The following is a 15,829-nucleotide window of genomic DNA, read 5'->3' as shown; positions in this document are numbered from 1 at the left end:
AACGGAACCACCTGATGACCGGGGCTTGCCCCGGTCTTTTTTATGGCACGATGGTGTTCATTTTACAAAAAACCCCTTGATCGAATCCCGCCCCCACAATAGATGCCCCCTCACTTTCGGTACCGATCCCAACCCCGGACTCTTATCCGGGGGGGCGCTAAGGGCCGGCTGGATTGTCATCTACTGGAACGAAGGGGAGTGTCATGACGGACGCCAACCTCTTCCAACTGGGGATCGGTCTGGAGACAGGCGCCCAAGAGGAAGATACCGCCCGCAGTGCAACCACTGCGATCGTAAACTCACTTGTGGATTCGGATCGCGAAGACCATTTCATCCGTCGGGATGGAAAGGTATTTGCCGGAACCCATCTCATTATCGAGGTCATGAACGGCAGCGGTCTGGATTGCGAAACCCGCATTCAGAACGCCTTCCGCAAGTGTGTCGAAGTCTGTGGCGCAACGCTGCTGCACATCCATACGCATAAATTCTCGCCGCAAGGCGTCTCCGGCGTGGCCGTTCTGGCCGAAAGCCATATCTCCGTCCACACCTGGCCCGAGATCGGCTATGGCGCCTTTGACGTCTTCATGTGCGGCGATGCCGAGCCGTGGAAAGCGGTTGATGTGCTGAAAGAAGCCTTCGACACACCGACGGTTGCGGTGCGCGAACTGCTGCGCGGCGAGGAGTTCCTGGCAAAGGGCATCCTGACCAAGGAAGTGGCGGCATGAGTGATCACACCTGGATCACCGAAGGCCTACACGCCCATTACGCCCAGCGTTTGCGCGTCGATGAGATGCTCTATGACAGCAATACCGAGCACCAGCGTCTGAAGGTGTTTCAGAACGGCCAGTTTGGCCGCATTCTGACGCTGGACGACGTGGTGCAGACCACCGAAGGCGATAACTTCATCTACCACGAGATGCTGACCCACGTGCCGATTCTGGCCCATGGCAATGCAAAACGGGTGCTGATCATCGGTGGCGGCGATGGCGGCATGGCGCGCGAAGCGCTGCGCCACCCATCGGTCGAGCATGTCACCATGGTGGAAATCGACGGCGGTGTGGTGGAATTCTCCAAAGAATACCTGCCGATGCTGAGCGATGGCGCCTTTGATGATGCCCGCCTCAATCTGGTGATCAACGATGGTGCGCTCTTCATGAAAGAGAACACCGAGAAATTCGATGTGATCATCGTCGATTCCACCGACCCGATCGGCCCCGGCGAGGTGCTGTTCACCGATACTTTCTATGGCCACGCAGCCCGTTCGCTGACTGAGGATGGCATCATCGTGACGCAGAATGGCGTGCCCTTCATGCAGGGCGATGAGCTGACCGGCACCCTGCGGGCGTTTCAGGCGCTGTTTGCGGATGCCTCCTGCTATCTGGCCACCGTGCCGACCTATGCGGGTGGCCCGATGGCGTTTGGCTGGGGCAGCCATTCGGACAAGGCGCGCAGCGTGAGCCTTGCGGATCTGGAGGCACGTTTTGCCGCCGCGGGGATCGACACCGGCTATTACAACCCGGAGGTTCACAAGGCCGCATTCGCCTTGCCGAACTATGTGAAGAAGCTGTTCCCGTAAGGGGCAGGCATCAGGGGGCTTCGGCCCCCTTTTTCGTTGCTCTCCTGGCAAAAAATCACGTCGCACGGACACCGGACCTTTGGGCCGTGGCGGCCTGCCCGTCGCCTTGCGCTCCAAATCCCCCTTGGCGTGACTGCCGCTTCTTGCTAGGCGCGGCGGGAGCGAAACAAAATCTGGCAGGCCCCATGCAGCGCGACCCTATCCTAGTTGTTGACCGCGACACCGGAGACACCTTTGAAGAGGTCGTTCTGGGTGAAAAATGGATCCGCTGGGCCTATCAGAACGCCAGCGCAAAACCGGTGGAAAAACTGTTGTTCCGCTCCGCCCTGATCAGCCGCCTGATGGGAGCATGGTTTGATTCGTCCCTCTCCAGAGGGAAGATCCAGACCGTGGTCGACGATCTTGCCATCGACATGAGCGAGGCAACGGAACCGACGGAAAACTATGCAACTTTCAACGCCTTCTTTGCCCGCCACCTGAGGCCGGAGGCACGTCCCTACAGCGACGATCCCAGCGAAATCGTCAGCCCCGCCGATGGTCGGGTGCTGGTCTTTCCCGAGCTGGCGGAGGATGTCTTTGTCCCCGTAAAGGGACATCCGATGTCGGTGCGGACCATGCTGCCCGGTATTTCTGACCGCTTTGTTGGTGGCGCGTTGGCCATCGTCCGGCTCTGTCCTGCGGATTACCACCGCTACCACTTCCCGGCCGCCGGTCGCATCACCGCCGCGCAGGATATTCCGGGCGCGCTGCATTCGGTGAACCCCATCGCGCTTGGCGCAGGTCCGGATGTCTTTGGCGAGAACAAACGCAGCTGGACCCTGATCGACACAGACACCATTGGCAGCTACGCCTTTGTCGAGGTCGGCGCCTTTGGCGTTGGCTCCATCGTCAACACCCGCACCTCGGGCGCGGTGCAGAAGATGGACGAAAAGGGCTATTTCAAATTCGGCGGCTCCACCGTTGTGGTGGTGTTCGAACCGGGCCGCGTGCAGTTCAGTGACGATCTGGTCACCAATAGCGCCAGGGGCCGCGAAACCCTGGTGAAAGTTGGCCAGCCGCTGGCCACTGCGCGCTAGGTCCTACCGGTCTGGCGGGATGGCATAGGTCATGGTGGAGCGGGCCACCGGACGCGGATCCCCTTCGGAGAATAACAGCACATCGCCCACCGCCAGCTGGCGTCCCAGTTTCAGCAGCTTGCCTTCGGCAATCAAGGGCGTGCCGCCTGCCGGTTTGCGCATGAAGTCGAACGAGGCATTGGTGGTCACCGCCAGCGCCTTGCGCCCCAGCCGCGACAGCACCAGCGCATAGATGGTGACATCGGCCAGACCAAACATCGACGGTCCTGAAACGGTCCCACCGGGGCGCAGGTGACGCTCATCCACCAGAAGCCGCATCGTGATCCCGTCCTCATCCAGCCGGTCAATCACAAAATCATTGGCCACCTCTGCAAACACCTCATGCAGATAAGCTCCCAACCCTGCGGCATCAAACGCCAAGCCCATGCTGTCTCTCTCCCTCACTGTTGCCGGTTCCCTGCGAGCCGATGTCGCATGGGGTGGCGGCGCAATACCGGTTCCCCCCTAAGTGCAACATGTTCTAACGTTGGCCTTAATCCGGGGAGGGACACAAGATGACAATTTTGGAACGTCACGACAGCAACGGCATCGCCACGCTCCATCTCAACGCGCCCGAGCGGCTGAATGCGCTGTCGGACGGGATGCTGGCCGCACTTCAGGGGCAGATCGACAGCCTGCGCGACGACGACGAAACCCGCGTCGTCATCCTCGCCGGACGGGGCAAGGCGTTCTGCGCGGGCCATGATCTGCGTGAAATGACAGCCGGGCGGCAGGCCGAGGATGGCGGACAGGCCTATTTCGCCGATCTCTTTGCCCGCTGCACCGAGGTGATGCTGGGCCTGCAACAGATCCCGCAGCCGGTAATCGCACAAGTCCACGGTATTGCCACCGCAGCCGGCTGCCAGCTGGTGGCCTCCTGCGATATGGCCGTCGCCGCCGAGGGCACACGGTTTGGCGTCAATGGCGTCAATATCGGCCTGTTCTGCTCCACTCCCATGGTGGCGCTGACCCGGAATATCTCGCGCAAACATGCCTTTGAAATGCTGACCACCGGCGATTTCATTGACGCCACCCGCGCCGAGGAGCTGGGGCTGATCAACCGCATCGCCGCAGCTGAGGATCTGACCGAGACCACAAATGCCCTCGCCCAAACCGTGGCAAGCAAACTCGGCGCCGCCGTCAAGATCGGCAAACGCGCGTTTTATGACCAGCTTCAGCTGCCCACGGCCGATGCCTATGCCCACACCGGCGCCGTCATGGTCGAAAACCTGATGCTGCGCGACACGGTCGAAGGTATTGATGCCTTTCTGGAAAAACGCGACCCGGACTGGAAAAATCGCTGATCTGCTCAAAAAATCTAAAAGACATCGAAAATTTTAGTCTTTGTTTACGATTGGTGATTTATTGTTTCCATGTCAGGTCTTTCAAACAAGGCAAGATCATGGCAAAGATTGGGCAGGGCTTGTGAGACATGGTCACGAACCCCAGCACAATTAGGGTCGCTGATGCGGACCGTCCCTCCACCGGGTCTCTCCCCCGGCCAGACAGTTCCCCAGCGACCCCAATACCCCTCCCGCTCAGACCAGTCGACATATCCACTGCTTGCGACAGGCTCGCTCGGCCCAAAAAGCACCAGTTTTTCGTGCCGATCTGCACAAGCCGCACCGCGCAATATTGCGTGACGGCCCCAGCTGCCCTATGTGGCGGGCATGACAAAAACATTGCATATCGTGGGCGGCGGCATGGCCGGCTCAGAGGCCGCATGGCAGGCCGCACATATGGGCGTAGAGGTGGTGATCCACGAAATGCGCCCAAAGGTGGAAACCTTTGCCCATCAGACCGGCAATCTGGGCGAGATGGTCTGCTCCAACTCTTTCCGCTCAGACGATGACGAGCAGAACGCCGTGGGCCTCCTGCATTGGGAGATGCGCGCAGCCAACGGGCTGATCATGTCCACCGCCGAACAACACCGCCTGCCCGCCGGCGGCGCACTGGCGGTGGACCGCGAGCCTTTTGCCGAAACCGTCACCGCGCGGCTGAAGGCGCTGCCGAATGTCACAGTTTCCTATGAGGAAATCACCGAGCTGCCCGCCGATGGCCACTGGATCTTTGCCACCGGTCCGCTGACTTCGCCTGAACTCGGCAAGGCCATTCAACGTGAGACCGGCGCCGAGGCGCTGGCCTTCTTCGACGCCATCGCCCCGATCATCTACGCCGACAGCATCGACATGTCGCAGGCCTGGATGCAGTCGCGCTACGACAAGGGTGAGACCGAAGAAGAGCGCACCGCCTACCTCAACTGTCCGATGGACAAGGATCAGTATGAAGCGTTCATCGACGCACTGCTGGCCGCCGACAAGACCGAATTCCACGAGGGTGAGACCGCAGGCTATTTCGATGGCTGCCTGCCGATCGAGGTGATGGCCGAACGCGGCCGTGAAACCCTGCGCCATGGCCCGATGAAACCGGTGGGGCTGACCAACCCGCACCAGCCGGAGGTCAAGGCGCACGCGGTGGTCCAGCTGCGGCGCGACAATGCGCTGGGAACGCTGTTCAACATCGTCGGCTTCCAGACCAAGATGAAATACGGCGCCCAGACAGAGGTGCTGCGGATGATTCCGGGGCTGGAAAACGCCAGCTTTGCCCGCCTCGGCGGCATCCATCGCAACACATTCCTGAACTCCCCCACCCTGCTCGACGCGCAGATGCGGCTGAAATCAAAACCGCACCTGCGGTTTGCCGGCCAGATCACCGGGGTCGAAGGCTATGTGGAAAGCGCCGCCATGGGCCTGCTGGCCGGCCGTATGGCCGCTGCCGAAATCCTTGGTCAGGAGCTGCCAGAGGTGCCGCAGGACAGCGCCATGGGCGCCCTGATCCATCACATCACCGGCGGCGCCGAGGCCAAGACCTTCCAGCCGATGAATGTGAACTTCGGCCTGTTCCGTCCGGTCGATGGTCTCAAAGGCGGCCGCCGTGGCCGCAAGGACCGCTACAAGGCCTATACCGACCGGGCCAAAGCCGCGTGGCAGGACTGGCTTGGCAACTTTTCCTAGACGCTTCGGGCGGCGAAGGCATAAACTGTCGTCATGAGCAAAAAGTTCCTCGACAAATCCTATGACCTGGAAACACCGGAAGCGACCCTGGCGCATTACGACCAATGGGCCGCTTCCTACGATGCCGAAATCGCCGAGAACGGTTACGCGACGCCGGGACGGATTGCCCTGGCGCTGGCGAAATTCCAATCGGACATGAGCGAACCCGTTCTGGATTTTGGCTGCGGCACCGGCCTGTCAGGTCTGGCGCTGCGCCTCCAGGGGTTTGAAACCGTCGACGGGATGGAGCCCTCCGCCCGGATGCTGGAGCAGGCCCGAGCCAAAGACGCCTACCGCCAACTGACGCAGATCGACGCCGCCGACCGCCAGCCAATCCCCAAGGGCGCCTATCGTCTGATCACCGGCTGCGGCGTTCTGGGCACCGGTGCCGCTCCGCCTGCGGTCTTCGACAGCATCCTGCACGCCCTGCCGCGCGGCGGCCTCTTTGCCTTTTCCTACAATGATCACGCACTGGAGGATCCCGCCTATACCGGCAAGCTCAACGAATGGCTGGATTGTTCGGCGGCACGGCTGCTGTTTCGGGAACACGGTGACCACCTGCCCGGAATCAACCTGAAGTCCACCGTTTATGTGATTGAGAAAGCGTGACATTCGCAACCCGATTTGCGCCATCCCCAACTGGACCACTGCACCTCGGCCACGCCTATTCGGCGCTTCTGGCACATGATATGGCGCGGGCAGCGGAGGGCATTTTCCTGCTGCGCATCGAAGATATCGACCAATCCCGCTCCCGGCCCAGCTGGGAGGCGCAGATCTATGACGACCTGCATTGGCTCGGCCTCCGCTGGCCGCAACCGGTGATGCGCCAGTCCGAACGGCTGCCACGCTATCGCGCCGCGCTGGATCAGCTTGCGGCAATGGGGCTCACCTATCCCTGCCGCTGCAACCGCGCCGATATCGAGGCCGCCGCAGGCGCGCCGCAAGAAGGCGTACCGCAATTCGGCCCCGACGGGCGCATCTATCCGGGCAGCTGCCGCAGCCGCGCAATGGCCGACGCCGCACCGCAGGACGTGATACGGCTCAACATGGCAAAAGCGCTGGATGCGGCCAGCCTGCGCAGCTTCTCGGAAACCGGCCTATCCCATCAGGGCCGGCACCGGCTGAACCCCGATCAGCTGCTCACCGCGGTCGGCGATATTATCCTCGTCCGCCGCGGCATGGGCAGCGCCTACCACCTCTCCGTAGTGGTCGATGATGCCGATCAGCAGATCACCCATGTCGTGCGTGGAGAGGATCTGTTCGAGGCTACGCAGATCCACGTGCTGCTCCAGGCACTGCTCGGCCTGCCGACACCCATCTACCACCACCACGGGCTGATCCGCGACGATCAGGGCAAGCGACTTGCCAAGCGCGACGATGCCCGTGCCCTCGCCAAATACCGCGCCGAAGGCGTCAGCCCGTCGCAGATCCGCGCCATGGTCGGCTGCGCTGCGGTGCCCGAACAGACATCTTCTGGCTAGAAATATCCCCGCCGGAGGCACGGCCCGCACCGGGCCGTCCCCTCAGCCGGTTGCTGTCAGACCATCGGCGCCATCAGCTCGACCTCATCGCCATCGCGAAGGGCAGTATAAAAACAGCTGCGCCGGTTGGTGTGGCAGGCAGGCCCGGTCTGACGCACCACCGCCAGCAGGCAATCGCGATCGCAATCCACGCGCAGATCGACCAGTTCCTGCACATGTCCCGAGCTTTCGCCCTTGACCCAGAATGCCTGCCGCGACCGCGACCAATAGGTGACCCGGCCACTGTCCAGCGTCTGTCTCACCGCATCGGCATTCATCCAGGCCATCATCAGGACCTCGCCGCTGCCCTCCTGCTGCGCGATGCAGGGGATCAACCCGGCCTCATTGTACTTTAGGCTAAGAGGATCAAACGACATGGCAAAAACCTTTTGCATCTGGAGACTGGCTCCCTATGTATTGGGAACAGCACGTAAGGGAAAGCCCGAGGTATCCGATGTCCGGCGAGACTGATCTGATAAAACTCTACTCCGCACGGATCCTGGCCCTGGCCGCCGATATCCCGCATCTGGATCGTCTCGACGCCCCGGATGTTACGGTTAAAAAACGCTCGCCCCTGTGCGGCTCGACCGTGACCGTCGATCTTCGGATCGAGGATGGCGCGATTGTCGGATTTGGTCAGGACGTCAAAGCCTGTGCGCTTGGCCAGGCCTCGGCGGCGGTTGTCGGCGAGGTCATCCTGGGTCGCACCCTGCCCGAGGTTGAGCGTGCCCGCCAGCAGCTGAAGGCCATGCTGACCGAAGATGGCCCGGTTCCGGACGCGCCGTTTGACGGGTTTGAAGTCCTGATCCCCGCCCGCGAGTTCAAGAACCGCCACGCCTCGATCATGCTGGCGCTCGATGCCACCTATGAGGCTATGCAGACCCATCAGGAACAGAGCTGCGCCTGATGGCCGCCTGCCGATCCAGCGTTACAAGTTCAACACGTTGGATCAGTCGCTCACGCCAATAAGGCAGATCCGCAGTCATGATCCAAGGCCGCCATCTCAGCCGCCGATTGATATGCCTGTCTCACCAGCGCCCGTGACGACAGCCAGAACAACCCCTCCAAAAGGGCCACATGAAAAAACCGCCGCACACCTGACAGGTGGCGGCGGCAGTATGCTCTCTCATGCGGGACCCGAACGGGGCCTGTTGACCTGAGGCAGGTCGGCCAGACCGGCAGGCAAACCGGGCAGGCTTGGGACAGGCGGCCCCGTCCGGCATAAAGAGTGCGATCAGGAAATCTCAAAAACTCAAGGCTGGTCGCCCGGCGTCATCACAGCAGACCCGGCAGGTGCAACCCCGCGACCAGCATCACAACCAGTGCCGCCGCGCCAATGGCGTCTTGCAACAGTGTCGATTGGGCATTCTGAACAGTCGTCTTGATTTGGGTCATCATGGTGCATCCTCCTGTCTGTCTTGCGCTCGCTCTCTGGCGTGTTGTTGCCTATTTGTTCTCATATTCAAACGCAGCTGTAAAGAACTTTATGAGAACATTTGCGAACACGAGAGAACACGGCGCAAAAACGCAAAGCAGCGTCCCGATCATAAGGGCCGCCGCTGATGAAGGTTCAGCTCAGGAAGACGTGCTAACCGACAGAAATCAAACGGATCGCCTGATCCTGTTTCATCAGCCACAGAAGAACCCGCGCCGCCTGTCCGCGCGGGCTGGACAGATCGGGATCGCTGGCCAGCAGGGCCCGCGCGTCGCTTTGTGCAACAGCCATCAACCCGGCCTGACGGTCCAGATCGGCGATGCGGAATCGCGGCAGCCCCGATTGTGCGGTGCCGATGACGTCGCCCGCACCGCGCATCTCAAGATCGGTTTCGGCAATGCGAAAACCATCCTCGGTCTCGCGCAGGATCTCCAACCGTTTCTGGCCGCCCTTGCTGAGCGGCGCCTGATAGAGCAGCAGACAGGTCGAAGCCGCATCCCCGCGCCCGACGCGGCCGCGCAGCTGATGCAGCTGTGCAAGGCCGAATATCTCGGCCCGCTCGATCACCATGATCGACGCATTGGGCACATTGACTCCGACCTCGATCACCGTCGTGGCCACCAGAACCTTGGTCTCTCCAGCCTGAAAGGCAGCCATCGCCGCGTCTTTCTCCGCCGGGGGCATCTGTCCGTGAACCAGCCCGACCACGCCATCTCCCAGCGCCGCCCGCAGATGTTTGAACCGCTCCTCGGCGGCGGTCAGATCCATCACCTCAGATTCCTCAACCAGCGGACAGACCCAGTAGCATTGCCGCCCGGCTTCGATGGCGCCGCGCAGATGGCTGACCACCTCCTGCATCCGCTCGGTGCTGATAACCGCAGTCTTGACCGGTTTGCGACCGGGCGGTTTTTCATCCAGTACCGAAACTTCCATATCGCCATATTGCGTCAGCGCCAGCGACCGCGGAATCGGTGTTGCGGTCATCACCAGCACATCCGCGCCTTTGCCCTTTTCCGCCAGCTCCATGCGCTGACGCACGCCAAACCGATGCTGTTCGTCGACAATCGCCAGCCGCAGATCCCGAAACACCACATCCGGCTGAAACACCGCATGGGTGCCGACCAGAATATGAATGTCCCCCCGCGCCAGCGCCGCGCATTTTGCGGCCCGCTCCCGGCCCTTGTCGCGGCCTGTCAGGATTTCCAGAACCACGCCTGCGGTTTCCGCCAGCGGGCGCAGCGCCTCCAGATGCTGACGGGCCAGAATTTCTGTCGGCGCCATCATGACACCCTGCCCGCCTGCTTCAACTGCGACCAGCAAAGCCATGAAAGCAACGAGAGTTTTGCCAGCCCCGACATCGCCCTGCAACAGACGGTTCATCCGCGCGCCAGCCGCCATATCGGCGGTGATCTCCGCAATTGCGCGGGCCTGCGCATTGGTCGGCCGATAGGGCAAGGCCGCAAGCACCCGCGATTGCAACGCCCCGCTGGCCAGGCTGCTGCGCCCCGGCAACGTCCGATCCCGCAGCCGCGCCAGCGCCAGTGTCAGCTGATGGGCAAACAGCTCATCATAGGCAAGACGTGTCCGACCGGGTGCCTCTGCTGCCAGCGCATCCGGCCCATCGGGGTTATGCGCAGCGCGCAGCGCCTGCTGCCAGCTTGGCCAGGATTCCTTGGTGATCTGCGAGGGATCTGCCCATTCGGCCAGCTCCGGCAAGCGCGATAGCGCGCTTTGCGCCGCCTTGAACATGGTTTTCTGCGACACACCATGGGTCAGGTGATAGACCGGCTCAAAATCGGGGATCTCGGCAGCCTCTGCCAGCGGCAGCATATGGTCAGGGTGCACCATCTGCGCCATGCCATCAAACAGTTCCAGTTTGCCCGACACCACCCGCCGCGCCCCCTCCGGCAGCTGGGCCTCCAGATAGCGGCTGCGACCGTGGAAAAATACCAGCTGGAATTCCTCCTCGGCGTCGCTCACCTGGATCCGGTAGGCGCCCCCCTTGTTCCGCGCCGGCCGATGCGCGCCGATGGTCACCTCAACCGTTGCAACCGTGGGAAAATCAAGCCCGCGAATACTGTCGCGCCGCCGTCGATCCACCACCGAATAAGGCAGCGAAAACAACATGTCACGCGGCGTTTCTATATCAATCTGCGCAAAATGCTGCGCCGTCTTCGGGCCGATACCCTGAAGCGTTTCCAACCCGGCAAACAGCGGGAAGAGGATCTCTGGTCTGCCGCTCATGCGCCCGCAATCAGCTCCAGCCAGCCGTCTTCGTCGAGGATCCGCACACCAAGATCGCGAGCCTTCTGCTCCTTTGACCCCGCACCGGGACCTGCGACCAGAATATCCGTCTTTTTCGACACCGAGCCGGCCACCTTCGCCCCCAGGGCTTCGGCGCGTGCCTTAGCTTCGGCGCGGGTCATTTTCTCCAGCGTCCCGGTAAAGACCACCGTCAGGCCGGTGACCGGGCTGTCGTTCTTCGGAGCTTCGGGCGGAATGATCGACAGATGGCCGCGCAAGGCGTCGAAGGCCGCCCGCTCATCGCTATTGGCAAAAGCATCGGAAAGCGACAGACCCAGCGTTGCGCCAATGCCGTCGATCCCGATCAGATCCTCCCATGCCGCGGCGGCCTCCGCAGGCACGTTCAGCGCCGCAATGGCCCGGTCTCGCGCTTCCTTGATGCGGGCGCGACGGCCCTGCTGGGCTGCTGCAACCCGCTCGGCCTCCTCGGCCTCATCCGCTGCGCGCTGCGCCAGGGCGGCCGGGCGGGCCAGATCAACAGCCGCCGCCATCGCGTCCCAATCCGCATAATGGAGCGCCAGATCGCGCGCCCCGACCTCGCCCACGTGGCGAATGCCAAGACCAAAGATCAGTCGGGCCAGCGCGATGTTGCGCTTCTCGTCAATCGCGGCGAAGAGGTTGGCGGCAGAGGTCTCGCCCCAGCCATCGCGGTTTTTCAACTTGGCCAGATTCTGCGCATCCCGCGCCTGAAGGGTAAAGATATCGGCCGGCGTTTTGATCGCCAGACCCGCGTCACTGTAAAAGGCTTCGATCTGCTTGGCGCCCAGACCTTCGATATCGAAAGCCTTGCGCGAGACAAAATGCTTCAGCTTCTCAACCGCTTGTGCCGGACAGATCAAGCCGCCGGTACAGCGTCGCACCGCGTCGCCCTCCTCACGCACGGCCGGGCTGCCACATTCCGGGCAAACGGTCGGAAAGGCGAAGGCAACCGCGCTCTCGGGACGTTTGGACAGATCCACATCGGCAATCTTCGGGATCACATCCCCGGCACGGTAGACCTGAACCCAGTCGCCGACCCGGATATCCTTGCCGTCGCGGATTTCTTCACCCTTGGAATCCAGCCCGGCGATATAATCCTCATTGTGCAGCGTCGCATTGGAGACAACAACGCCGCCCACCGTCACCGGCTGCAACCGCGCCACCGGGCTGAGTGCGCCGGTCCGTCCAACCTGAATGTCGATGCCCTCCAGCCGCGTCCAGGCCAGTTCAGCCGGAAATTTATGCGCAATCGCCCATCGCGGGGTGGTTGAGCGGAAGCCGAGACGGTCCTGCAAGGCCAGCGCATCCACTTTGTAAACCACGCCGTCGATATCGTAGCCAAGCGTCGCCCGCTGTTCCTCGATCAGGCGATAATGCGCAATCAGCTCGGTTGTGCCCTTGCAATATTTGGTCAGCGGGTTGGTCTGAAAGCCCATGCCCTGCAGGCGTTCGAGCGCTGAAAACTGCGTATCGGCGAGCGGCTCCGACAGCTCGCCCCAGCTGTAGGCAAAAAAGCGCAGCGGCCGCGACCGGGTGATTTCAGCGTTCAGCTGCCGCAGGGATCCCGCCGCCGCATTCCGGGGATTGGCGAAGGTTTTGCCACCCTGTGCGGCGTGCCGCTCATTCAGCGCCGTAAAATCCGCATGGCTCATGTAGACCTCGCCACGCACCTCAAGCACCGCCGGAGCATCGTCGATCCGCTGCGGAATATCGGCAATGGTCAGGGCGTTTTCGGTGACATTCTCCCCCACCGCCCCGTCGCCACGGGTGGCCGCATGGATCAGCCTGCCCGCTTCATAGCGCAGCGACAGCGACAGCCCGTCGATCTTCGGCTCCGCCGTATAGGCCAGCGGGTCCTCGGCGCCGAGGCCAAGATATTTGCGCAGACCTTTGTCGAAATCGCGCACGTCCTCGTCGTCAAAGGCGTTGCCCAGCGACATCATCCGCTGTGCATGGGTGATCTTGCCAAAGCCGGAGGCTACCGGCGCACCAACCGTCTCCAGCTCGGTTGCGATCTCAGCCAGATCGGGAAATTGCTCCGCCAGCGCGCGGTAGCGGCGTTTCTTAGCGTCATATTCCGCATCGCTGATCTCGGGATCGTCGGCCTGATGATAGGCAAGATCGGCGGCGCGCAACTGCTCCTGCAACGCCATAAATTCGCGGCGCGCCTGATCCTTGGTCAAACCGTTCAAATCGCTGTTGCCTGACTGTGTCACGTCTGTCGCCTCGCTTTATCTTAGCTAGGTGATAGGACGGTGACGCCATCGCGTCCAGCCACAGCGCAGGTGGCAGACGTGAAAAATCCCGCCGTAGCGGGATCGTTCGGGAACCGGGTGAGATGAAGGTCGCGCCGGATCAGGCGCCAACAGCCATCCGGTGACCACCAGTCAGCTGATCGTCCTGCGGATCGCGCAGCACATAGCCGCGGCCCCAGACTGTTTCGATGTAGTTATCGCCACCTGTCGCCGTGCTCAACTTCTTGCGCAGCTTGCAGATAAAGACGTCGATAATCTTCAGCTCGGGCTCATCCATGCCGCCATAGAGATGGTTCAGGAACATCTCCTTGGTCAATGTGGTGCCCTTGCGCAGGCTCAGCAGCTCCAGCATCTGGTATTCCTTGCCGGTGAGATGCACGGCCTTGCCTGCAACTTCCACCGTCTTGGCATCCAGATTGACCGAAATCTTGCCGGTGTTGATAATCGACTGCGAATGCCCCTTGGAGCGGCGGATGATGGCGTGAATACGGGCCACCAGTTCCTCGCGATGGAAGGGTTTGGTCAGATAATCATCGGCGCCAAATCCAAAGCCCTTGATCTTGTTTTCGGTGTCATCTGCACCGGACAGGATCAGAATGGGCGTCTCGATACGGGCCATGCGCAGCTGCCGCAGCACCTCGTGGCCGTTCATATCGGGTAGGTTAAGATCCAGCAGGATCAGATCGTAATCGTAGAGTTTAGCAAGATCGATCCCCTCTTCGCCGAGATCGGTCGAATAAACGTTGAGGTTGGCATGAGTCAGCATCAACTCAATGCTCTTCGCCGTTGTTGGATCATCCTCAACAAGAAGAATGCGCATATTATTTTCTCCGCCTGTACACTGTTTCCCTCAGGTCGAATTAACCTTGGTGGAAAAAAGTTAATGGCCCGTTACCATGATGGTTAATTTGCGCGTTCACCTCAAGTCTGAATGATTTTTTTGCGTCAGGATTTACGATAGTCTTTGAGACGGGTGGCTTTCAGGGCGTCCTCGCCAAAGTCCGCAACAGCGGAAACCCAGCTGCGAAACTCCTCTTCGGAGAGGCTGTATCTGCGCAATGCCTCGCTTTGCGGGATCAAGCCGTAGAGGACACCGCGCACAACCGCCGCCTTGCGTGAGGCCACCCAGCGCCGCGTGGTCTTTGGCGGCAGATCCGCGCGCGTCATCACCGTGCCATCCGGCAGGGTCACAGCGCGCGGGCCATCGACTTTCTTCAAGAACATCTTTTCTTCCTTCGTGTGGAGCATAGAAATTGGTCCGTCCCCACATTTCGCGCAAACGCCTTAAGGAGGGGTGAACCTGCCCCCTTGAGGATCATTAGGATTTTCCTATATTCTGCGGTGTCTTTCCCACATATCCGAGGAGTCGCCTGATGGCGCAGGATGCCAATCCCCAACTGAATTCGCTTGGCTTTGCCAAACCACCGTCGGAGACGCGGGTGGTTGTCGCCATGTCGGGTGGCGTCGACAGCTCTGTTGTTGCTGCACATTTGGCCGATGAAGGCTATGATGTGGTGGGCGTGACGCTACAGCTCTACGACCATGGTGCGGCGCTTGCAAAGAAAGGCGCCTGCTGTGCGGGGATCGATATCCATGATGCGCGCCGAGTCGCCGAGGAGCGCGGCTTTCCGCATTACGTGCTGGATTATGAGAACATTTTTAAGGATGCGGTGATCGATGAGTTCGCCGACAGCTATCTGGCTGGCGCAACCCCGGTACCCTGTATCCGCTGCAACGAACGGGTCAAGTTCAAGGATCTGCTGGAAACCGCCCGCGATCTGGAAGCCGACTGCATGGCCACCGGCCACTATATCCAGCGCAAGGATGGACCAAACGGGCCCGAGCTGCATTCGGCCGAGGATGCCAACCGCGACCAGAGCTATTTCCTGTTCTCCACCACCCCCGAGCAGCTGGACTATCTGCGATTCCCGCTGGGACATCTGCCGTCAAAGGACGCCACCCGCGAGATGGCGGCACAATATGGTCTGGCGGTGGCCGATAAACCCGACAGCCAGGACATCTGCTTTGTTCCCAATGGTGATTATGCCAGCGTGATCGAGAAACTGCGCCCCGGCGCGGCGGAGCCGGGGGACATCGTTCATGCCGATGGCCGGGTGCTCGGCCGTCACAACGGTGTCATCCACTACACCATCGGCCAGCGTCGCGGCCTCGGCATCGGCGGGCTGAGCGAACCGCTTTATGTGGTGAAACTGGATGTGGACAAGAAACATGTCGTCGTTGGGCCCAAGGACTTGCTGGCCACCCGCACCATCCCGGTGCGGGAAATCAACTGGCTCGGCGATGAGCCTTTCACCAGCCGCGACGAATGGCATCTGAAGGTCAAGGTCCGCTCGACCCGGCCCCCGCGCGATGCGGTGATCCGTCCGATCTCGGAGACCGAAGCCGAGGTCGAACTGCTGACCCCGGAAGAGGGTATTTCTCCCGGACAGGCCTGCGTGTTCTATGCTGAGGAGGGCAGCCGTATCTTTGGCGGCGGCTGGATCTGGCGCGGCTACTGACACGGCCAGTAACACGGTGCGTCTGTCAGGGAAGGCGCAGCCTCCGCGCGGGACGCGCGGCTTGTCCTTGACA

General features: G+C 61.3%; 16 protein-coding genes. 9 read left to right on the top strand and 7 right to left on the bottom strand.

Features of this window, described 5'->3' with window-relative positions:
• Window positions 1-203 precede the first annotated feature (203 nt).
• The 3 genes from speD (at window position 204) to asd (ending at window position 2,652) form a co-directional block, all read left to right on the top strand.
• Window positions 204-725: an adenosylmethionine decarboxylase gene (gene speD / locus VWZ85_RS11035; protein ID WP_340545465.1), complete on the top strand. Its 522-nt coding sequence runs from the start codon at window positions 204-206 to the stop codon at window positions 723-725.
• Entirely contained in the window at window positions 722-1,576 is an 855-nt protein-coding gene (gene speE, locus VWZ85_RS11030; protein ID WP_340545464.1) for a polyamine aminopropyltransferase, read from the top strand. Before speD ends, speE begins: the two co-directional genes overlap by 4 nt.
• A 185-nt stretch (window positions 1,577-1,761) precedes the next feature.
• A complete protein-coding gene (gene asd, locus VWZ85_RS11025) occupies window positions 1,762-2,652 on the top strand; it encodes an archaetidylserine decarboxylase (protein ID WP_416538704.1) in 891 nt (296 codons plus the stop codon).
• Window positions 2,653-2,655: 3 nt separating this feature from the next.
• On the opposite strand, the gene VWZ85_RS11020 is transcribed toward asd, so the two are convergent.
• Window positions 2,656-3,078: a PaaI family thioesterase gene (locus VWZ85_RS11020; protein WP_416538703.1), complete on the bottom strand. Its 423-nt coding sequence runs from the start codon at window positions 3,076-3,078 to the stop codon at window positions 2,656-2,658.
• 128 nt (window positions 3,079-3,206) lie between these two features.
• On the opposite strand from VWZ85_RS11020, the gene VWZ85_RS11015 reads away from it, so the two are divergent.
• From VWZ85_RS11015 to gluQRS, 4 genes are all read left to right on the top strand, one after another.
• Window positions 3,207-3,995 (top strand): enoyl-CoA hydratase, encoded by a 789-nt coding sequence (locus VWZ85_RS11015; protein ID WP_340545461.1) that lies wholly within the window; start codon window positions 3,207-3,209, stop codon window positions 3,993-3,995.
• Window positions 3,996-4,361: 366 nt separating this feature from the next.
• Window positions 4,362-5,705, top strand: coding sequence for a methylenetetrahydrofolate--tRNA-(uracil(54)-C(5))-methyltransferase (FADH(2)-oxidizing) TrmFO (gene trmFO, locus VWZ85_RS11010; RefSeq protein ID WP_416536016.1), 1,344 nt, complete (start codon window positions 4,362-4,364; stop codon window positions 5,703-5,705).
• A gap of 33 nt (window positions 5,706-5,738) precedes the next feature.
• The gene (locus tag VWZ85_RS11005) at window positions 5,739-6,353 is read left to right on the top strand and encodes a class I SAM-dependent DNA methyltransferase (protein ID WP_416536019.1); all 615 of its coding nucleotides are present in this window, start codon (window positions 5,739-5,741) and stop codon (window positions 6,351-6,353) included.
• Complete coding sequence (gene gluQRS / locus VWZ85_RS11000) at window positions 6,350-7,225, top strand: tRNA glutamyl-Q(34) synthetase GluQRS (RefSeq protein ID WP_416542334.1); 876 nt, start codon at window positions 6,350-6,352, stop codon at window positions 7,223-7,225. The genes VWZ85_RS11005 and gluQRS overlap by 4 nt, the downstream gene beginning before the upstream one ends.
• Window positions 7,226-7,281: 56 nt before the next feature.
• On the opposite strand, the gene hisI is transcribed toward gluQRS, so the two are convergent.
• The gene (gene hisI / locus VWZ85_RS10995) at window positions 7,282-7,659 is read right to left on the bottom strand and encodes a phosphoribosyl-AMP cyclohydrolase (protein WP_340545457.1); all 378 of its coding nucleotides are present in this window, start codon (window positions 7,657-7,659) and stop codon (window positions 7,282-7,284) included.
• Between the two features lie 59 nt (window positions 7,660-7,718).
• Here hisI and VWZ85_RS10990 point away from each other — a divergent pair, with 59 nt between their 5' ends.
• A complete protein-coding gene (locus VWZ85_RS10990) occupies window positions 7,719-8,171 on the top strand; it encodes an iron-sulfur cluster assembly scaffold protein (RefSeq protein WP_340545456.1) in 453 nt (150 codons plus the stop codon).
• 368 nt (window positions 8,172-8,539) lie between these two features.
• Here the strand turns inward: VWZ85_RS10990 and VWZ85_RS10985 are convergent, their stop codons facing one another.
• The 5 genes from VWZ85_RS10985 to VWZ85_RS10965 form a co-directional block, all read right to left on the bottom strand.
• Window positions 8,540-8,662, bottom strand: a complete 123-nt coding sequence (locus VWZ85_RS10985) for a hypothetical protein (RefSeq protein WP_024097384.1) — start codon at window positions 8,660-8,662, stop codon at window positions 8,540-8,542.
• A gap of 190 nt (window positions 8,663-8,852) precedes the next feature.
• Complete coding sequence (recG, locus tag VWZ85_RS10980; RefSeq protein ID WP_416588274.1) at window positions 8,853-10,943, bottom strand: ATP-dependent DNA helicase RecG; 2,091 nt, start codon at window positions 10,941-10,943, stop codon at window positions 8,853-8,855.
• Window positions 10,940-13,135, bottom strand: a complete 2,196-nt coding sequence (ligA, locus tag VWZ85_RS10975) for an NAD-dependent DNA ligase LigA (RefSeq protein WP_416588833.1) — start codon at window positions 13,133-13,135, stop codon at window positions 10,940-10,942. The genes recG and ligA overlap by 4 nt, the downstream gene beginning before the upstream one ends.
• Before the next feature lie 202 nt (window positions 13,136-13,337).
• Window positions 13,338-14,057 (bottom strand): response regulator transcription factor CtrA, encoded by a 720-nt coding sequence (ctrA, locus tag VWZ85_RS10970; RefSeq protein WP_340545454.1) that lies wholly within the window; start codon window positions 14,055-14,057, stop codon window positions 13,338-13,340.
• Window positions 14,058-14,182: 125 nt separating this feature from the next.
• A complete protein-coding gene (locus VWZ85_RS10965) occupies window positions 14,183-14,461 on the bottom strand; it encodes a DUF1153 domain-containing protein (RefSeq protein ID WP_040104126.1) in 279 nt (92 codons plus the stop codon).
• 149 nt (window positions 14,462-14,610) lie between these two features.
• Between VWZ85_RS10965 and mnmA the strand changes: the two genes are divergently transcribed.
• The gene (gene mnmA / locus VWZ85_RS10960; RefSeq protein ID WP_416588272.1) at window positions 14,611-15,756 is read left to right on the top strand and encodes a tRNA 2-thiouridine(34) synthase MnmA; all 1,146 of its coding nucleotides are present in this window, start codon (window positions 14,611-14,613) and stop codon (window positions 15,754-15,756) included.
• The last annotated feature ends 73 nt before the right edge of the window (window positions 15,757-15,829 follow it).

The sequence above is a fragment of the Phaeobacter sp. JH20_29 genome (assembly GCF_048056175.1).
GTDB lineage: Bacteria > Pseudomonadota > Alphaproteobacteria > Rhodobacterales > Rhodobacteraceae > Phaeobacter > Phaeobacter bryozoorum.
Note: the sequence above shows the minus strand (reverse complement) of the source record. Positions and strands in the feature narration are given on the sequence as shown.

Bases quoted from the DNA above. Each gene is read 5' to 3' on its own strand.
- VWZ85_RS10985 (WP_024097384.1), bottom strand. From the start codon at position 8,662: ATGATGACCCAAATCAAGACGACTGTTCAGAATGCCCAATCGACACTG.
- speD (WP_340545465.1), top strand. From the start codon at position 204: ATGACGGACGCCAACCTCTTCCAACTGGGGATCGGTCTGGAGACAGGC.
- mnmA (WP_416588272.1), top strand. From the start codon at position 14,611: ATGGCGCAGGATGCCAATCCCCAACTGAATTCGCTTGGCTTTGCCAAA.
- recG (WP_416588274.1), bottom strand. From the start codon at position 10,943: ATGAGCGGCAGACCAGAGATCCTCTTCCCGCTGTTTGCCGGGTTGGAA.
- trmFO (WP_416536016.1), top strand. From the start codon at position 4,362: ATGACAAAAACATTGCATATCGTGGGCGGCGGCATGGCCGGCTCAGAG.
- VWZ85_RS10990 (WP_340545456.1), top strand. From the start codon at position 7,719: ATGTCCGGCGAGACTGATCTGATAAAACTCTACTCCGCACGGATCCTG.
- ligA (WP_416588833.1), bottom strand. From the start codon at position 13,135: ATGGCGTTGCAGGAGCAGTTGCGCGCCGCCGATCTTGCCTATCATCAG.
- hisI (WP_340545457.1), bottom strand. From the start codon at position 7,659: ATGCAAAAGGTTTTTGCCATGTCGTTTGATCCTCTTAGCCTAAAGTAC.
- VWZ85_RS11020 (WP_416538703.1), bottom strand. From the start codon at position 3,078: ATGGGCTTGGCGTTTGATGCCGCAGGGTTGGGAGCTTATCTGCATGAG.
- asd (WP_416538704.1), top strand. From the start codon at position 1,762: ATGCAGCGCGACCCTATCCTAGTTGTTGACCGCGACACCGGAGACACC.
- VWZ85_RS10965 (WP_040104126.1), bottom strand. From the start codon at position 14,461: ATGTTCTTGAAGAAAGTCGATGGCCCGCGCGCTGTGACCCTGCCGGAT.
- ctrA (WP_340545454.1), bottom strand. From the start codon at position 14,057: ATGCGCATTCTTCTTGTTGAGGATGATCCAACAACGGCGAAGAGCATT.
- speE (WP_340545464.1), top strand. From the start codon at position 722: ATGAGTGATCACACCTGGATCACCGAAGGCCTACACGCCCATTACGCC.
- VWZ85_RS11005 (WP_416536019.1), top strand. From the start codon at position 5,739: ATGAGCAAAAAGTTCCTCGACAAATCCTATGACCTGGAAACACCGGAA.
- VWZ85_RS11015 (WP_340545461.1), top strand. From the start codon at position 3,207: ATGACAATTTTGGAACGTCACGACAGCAACGGCATCGCCACGCTCCAT.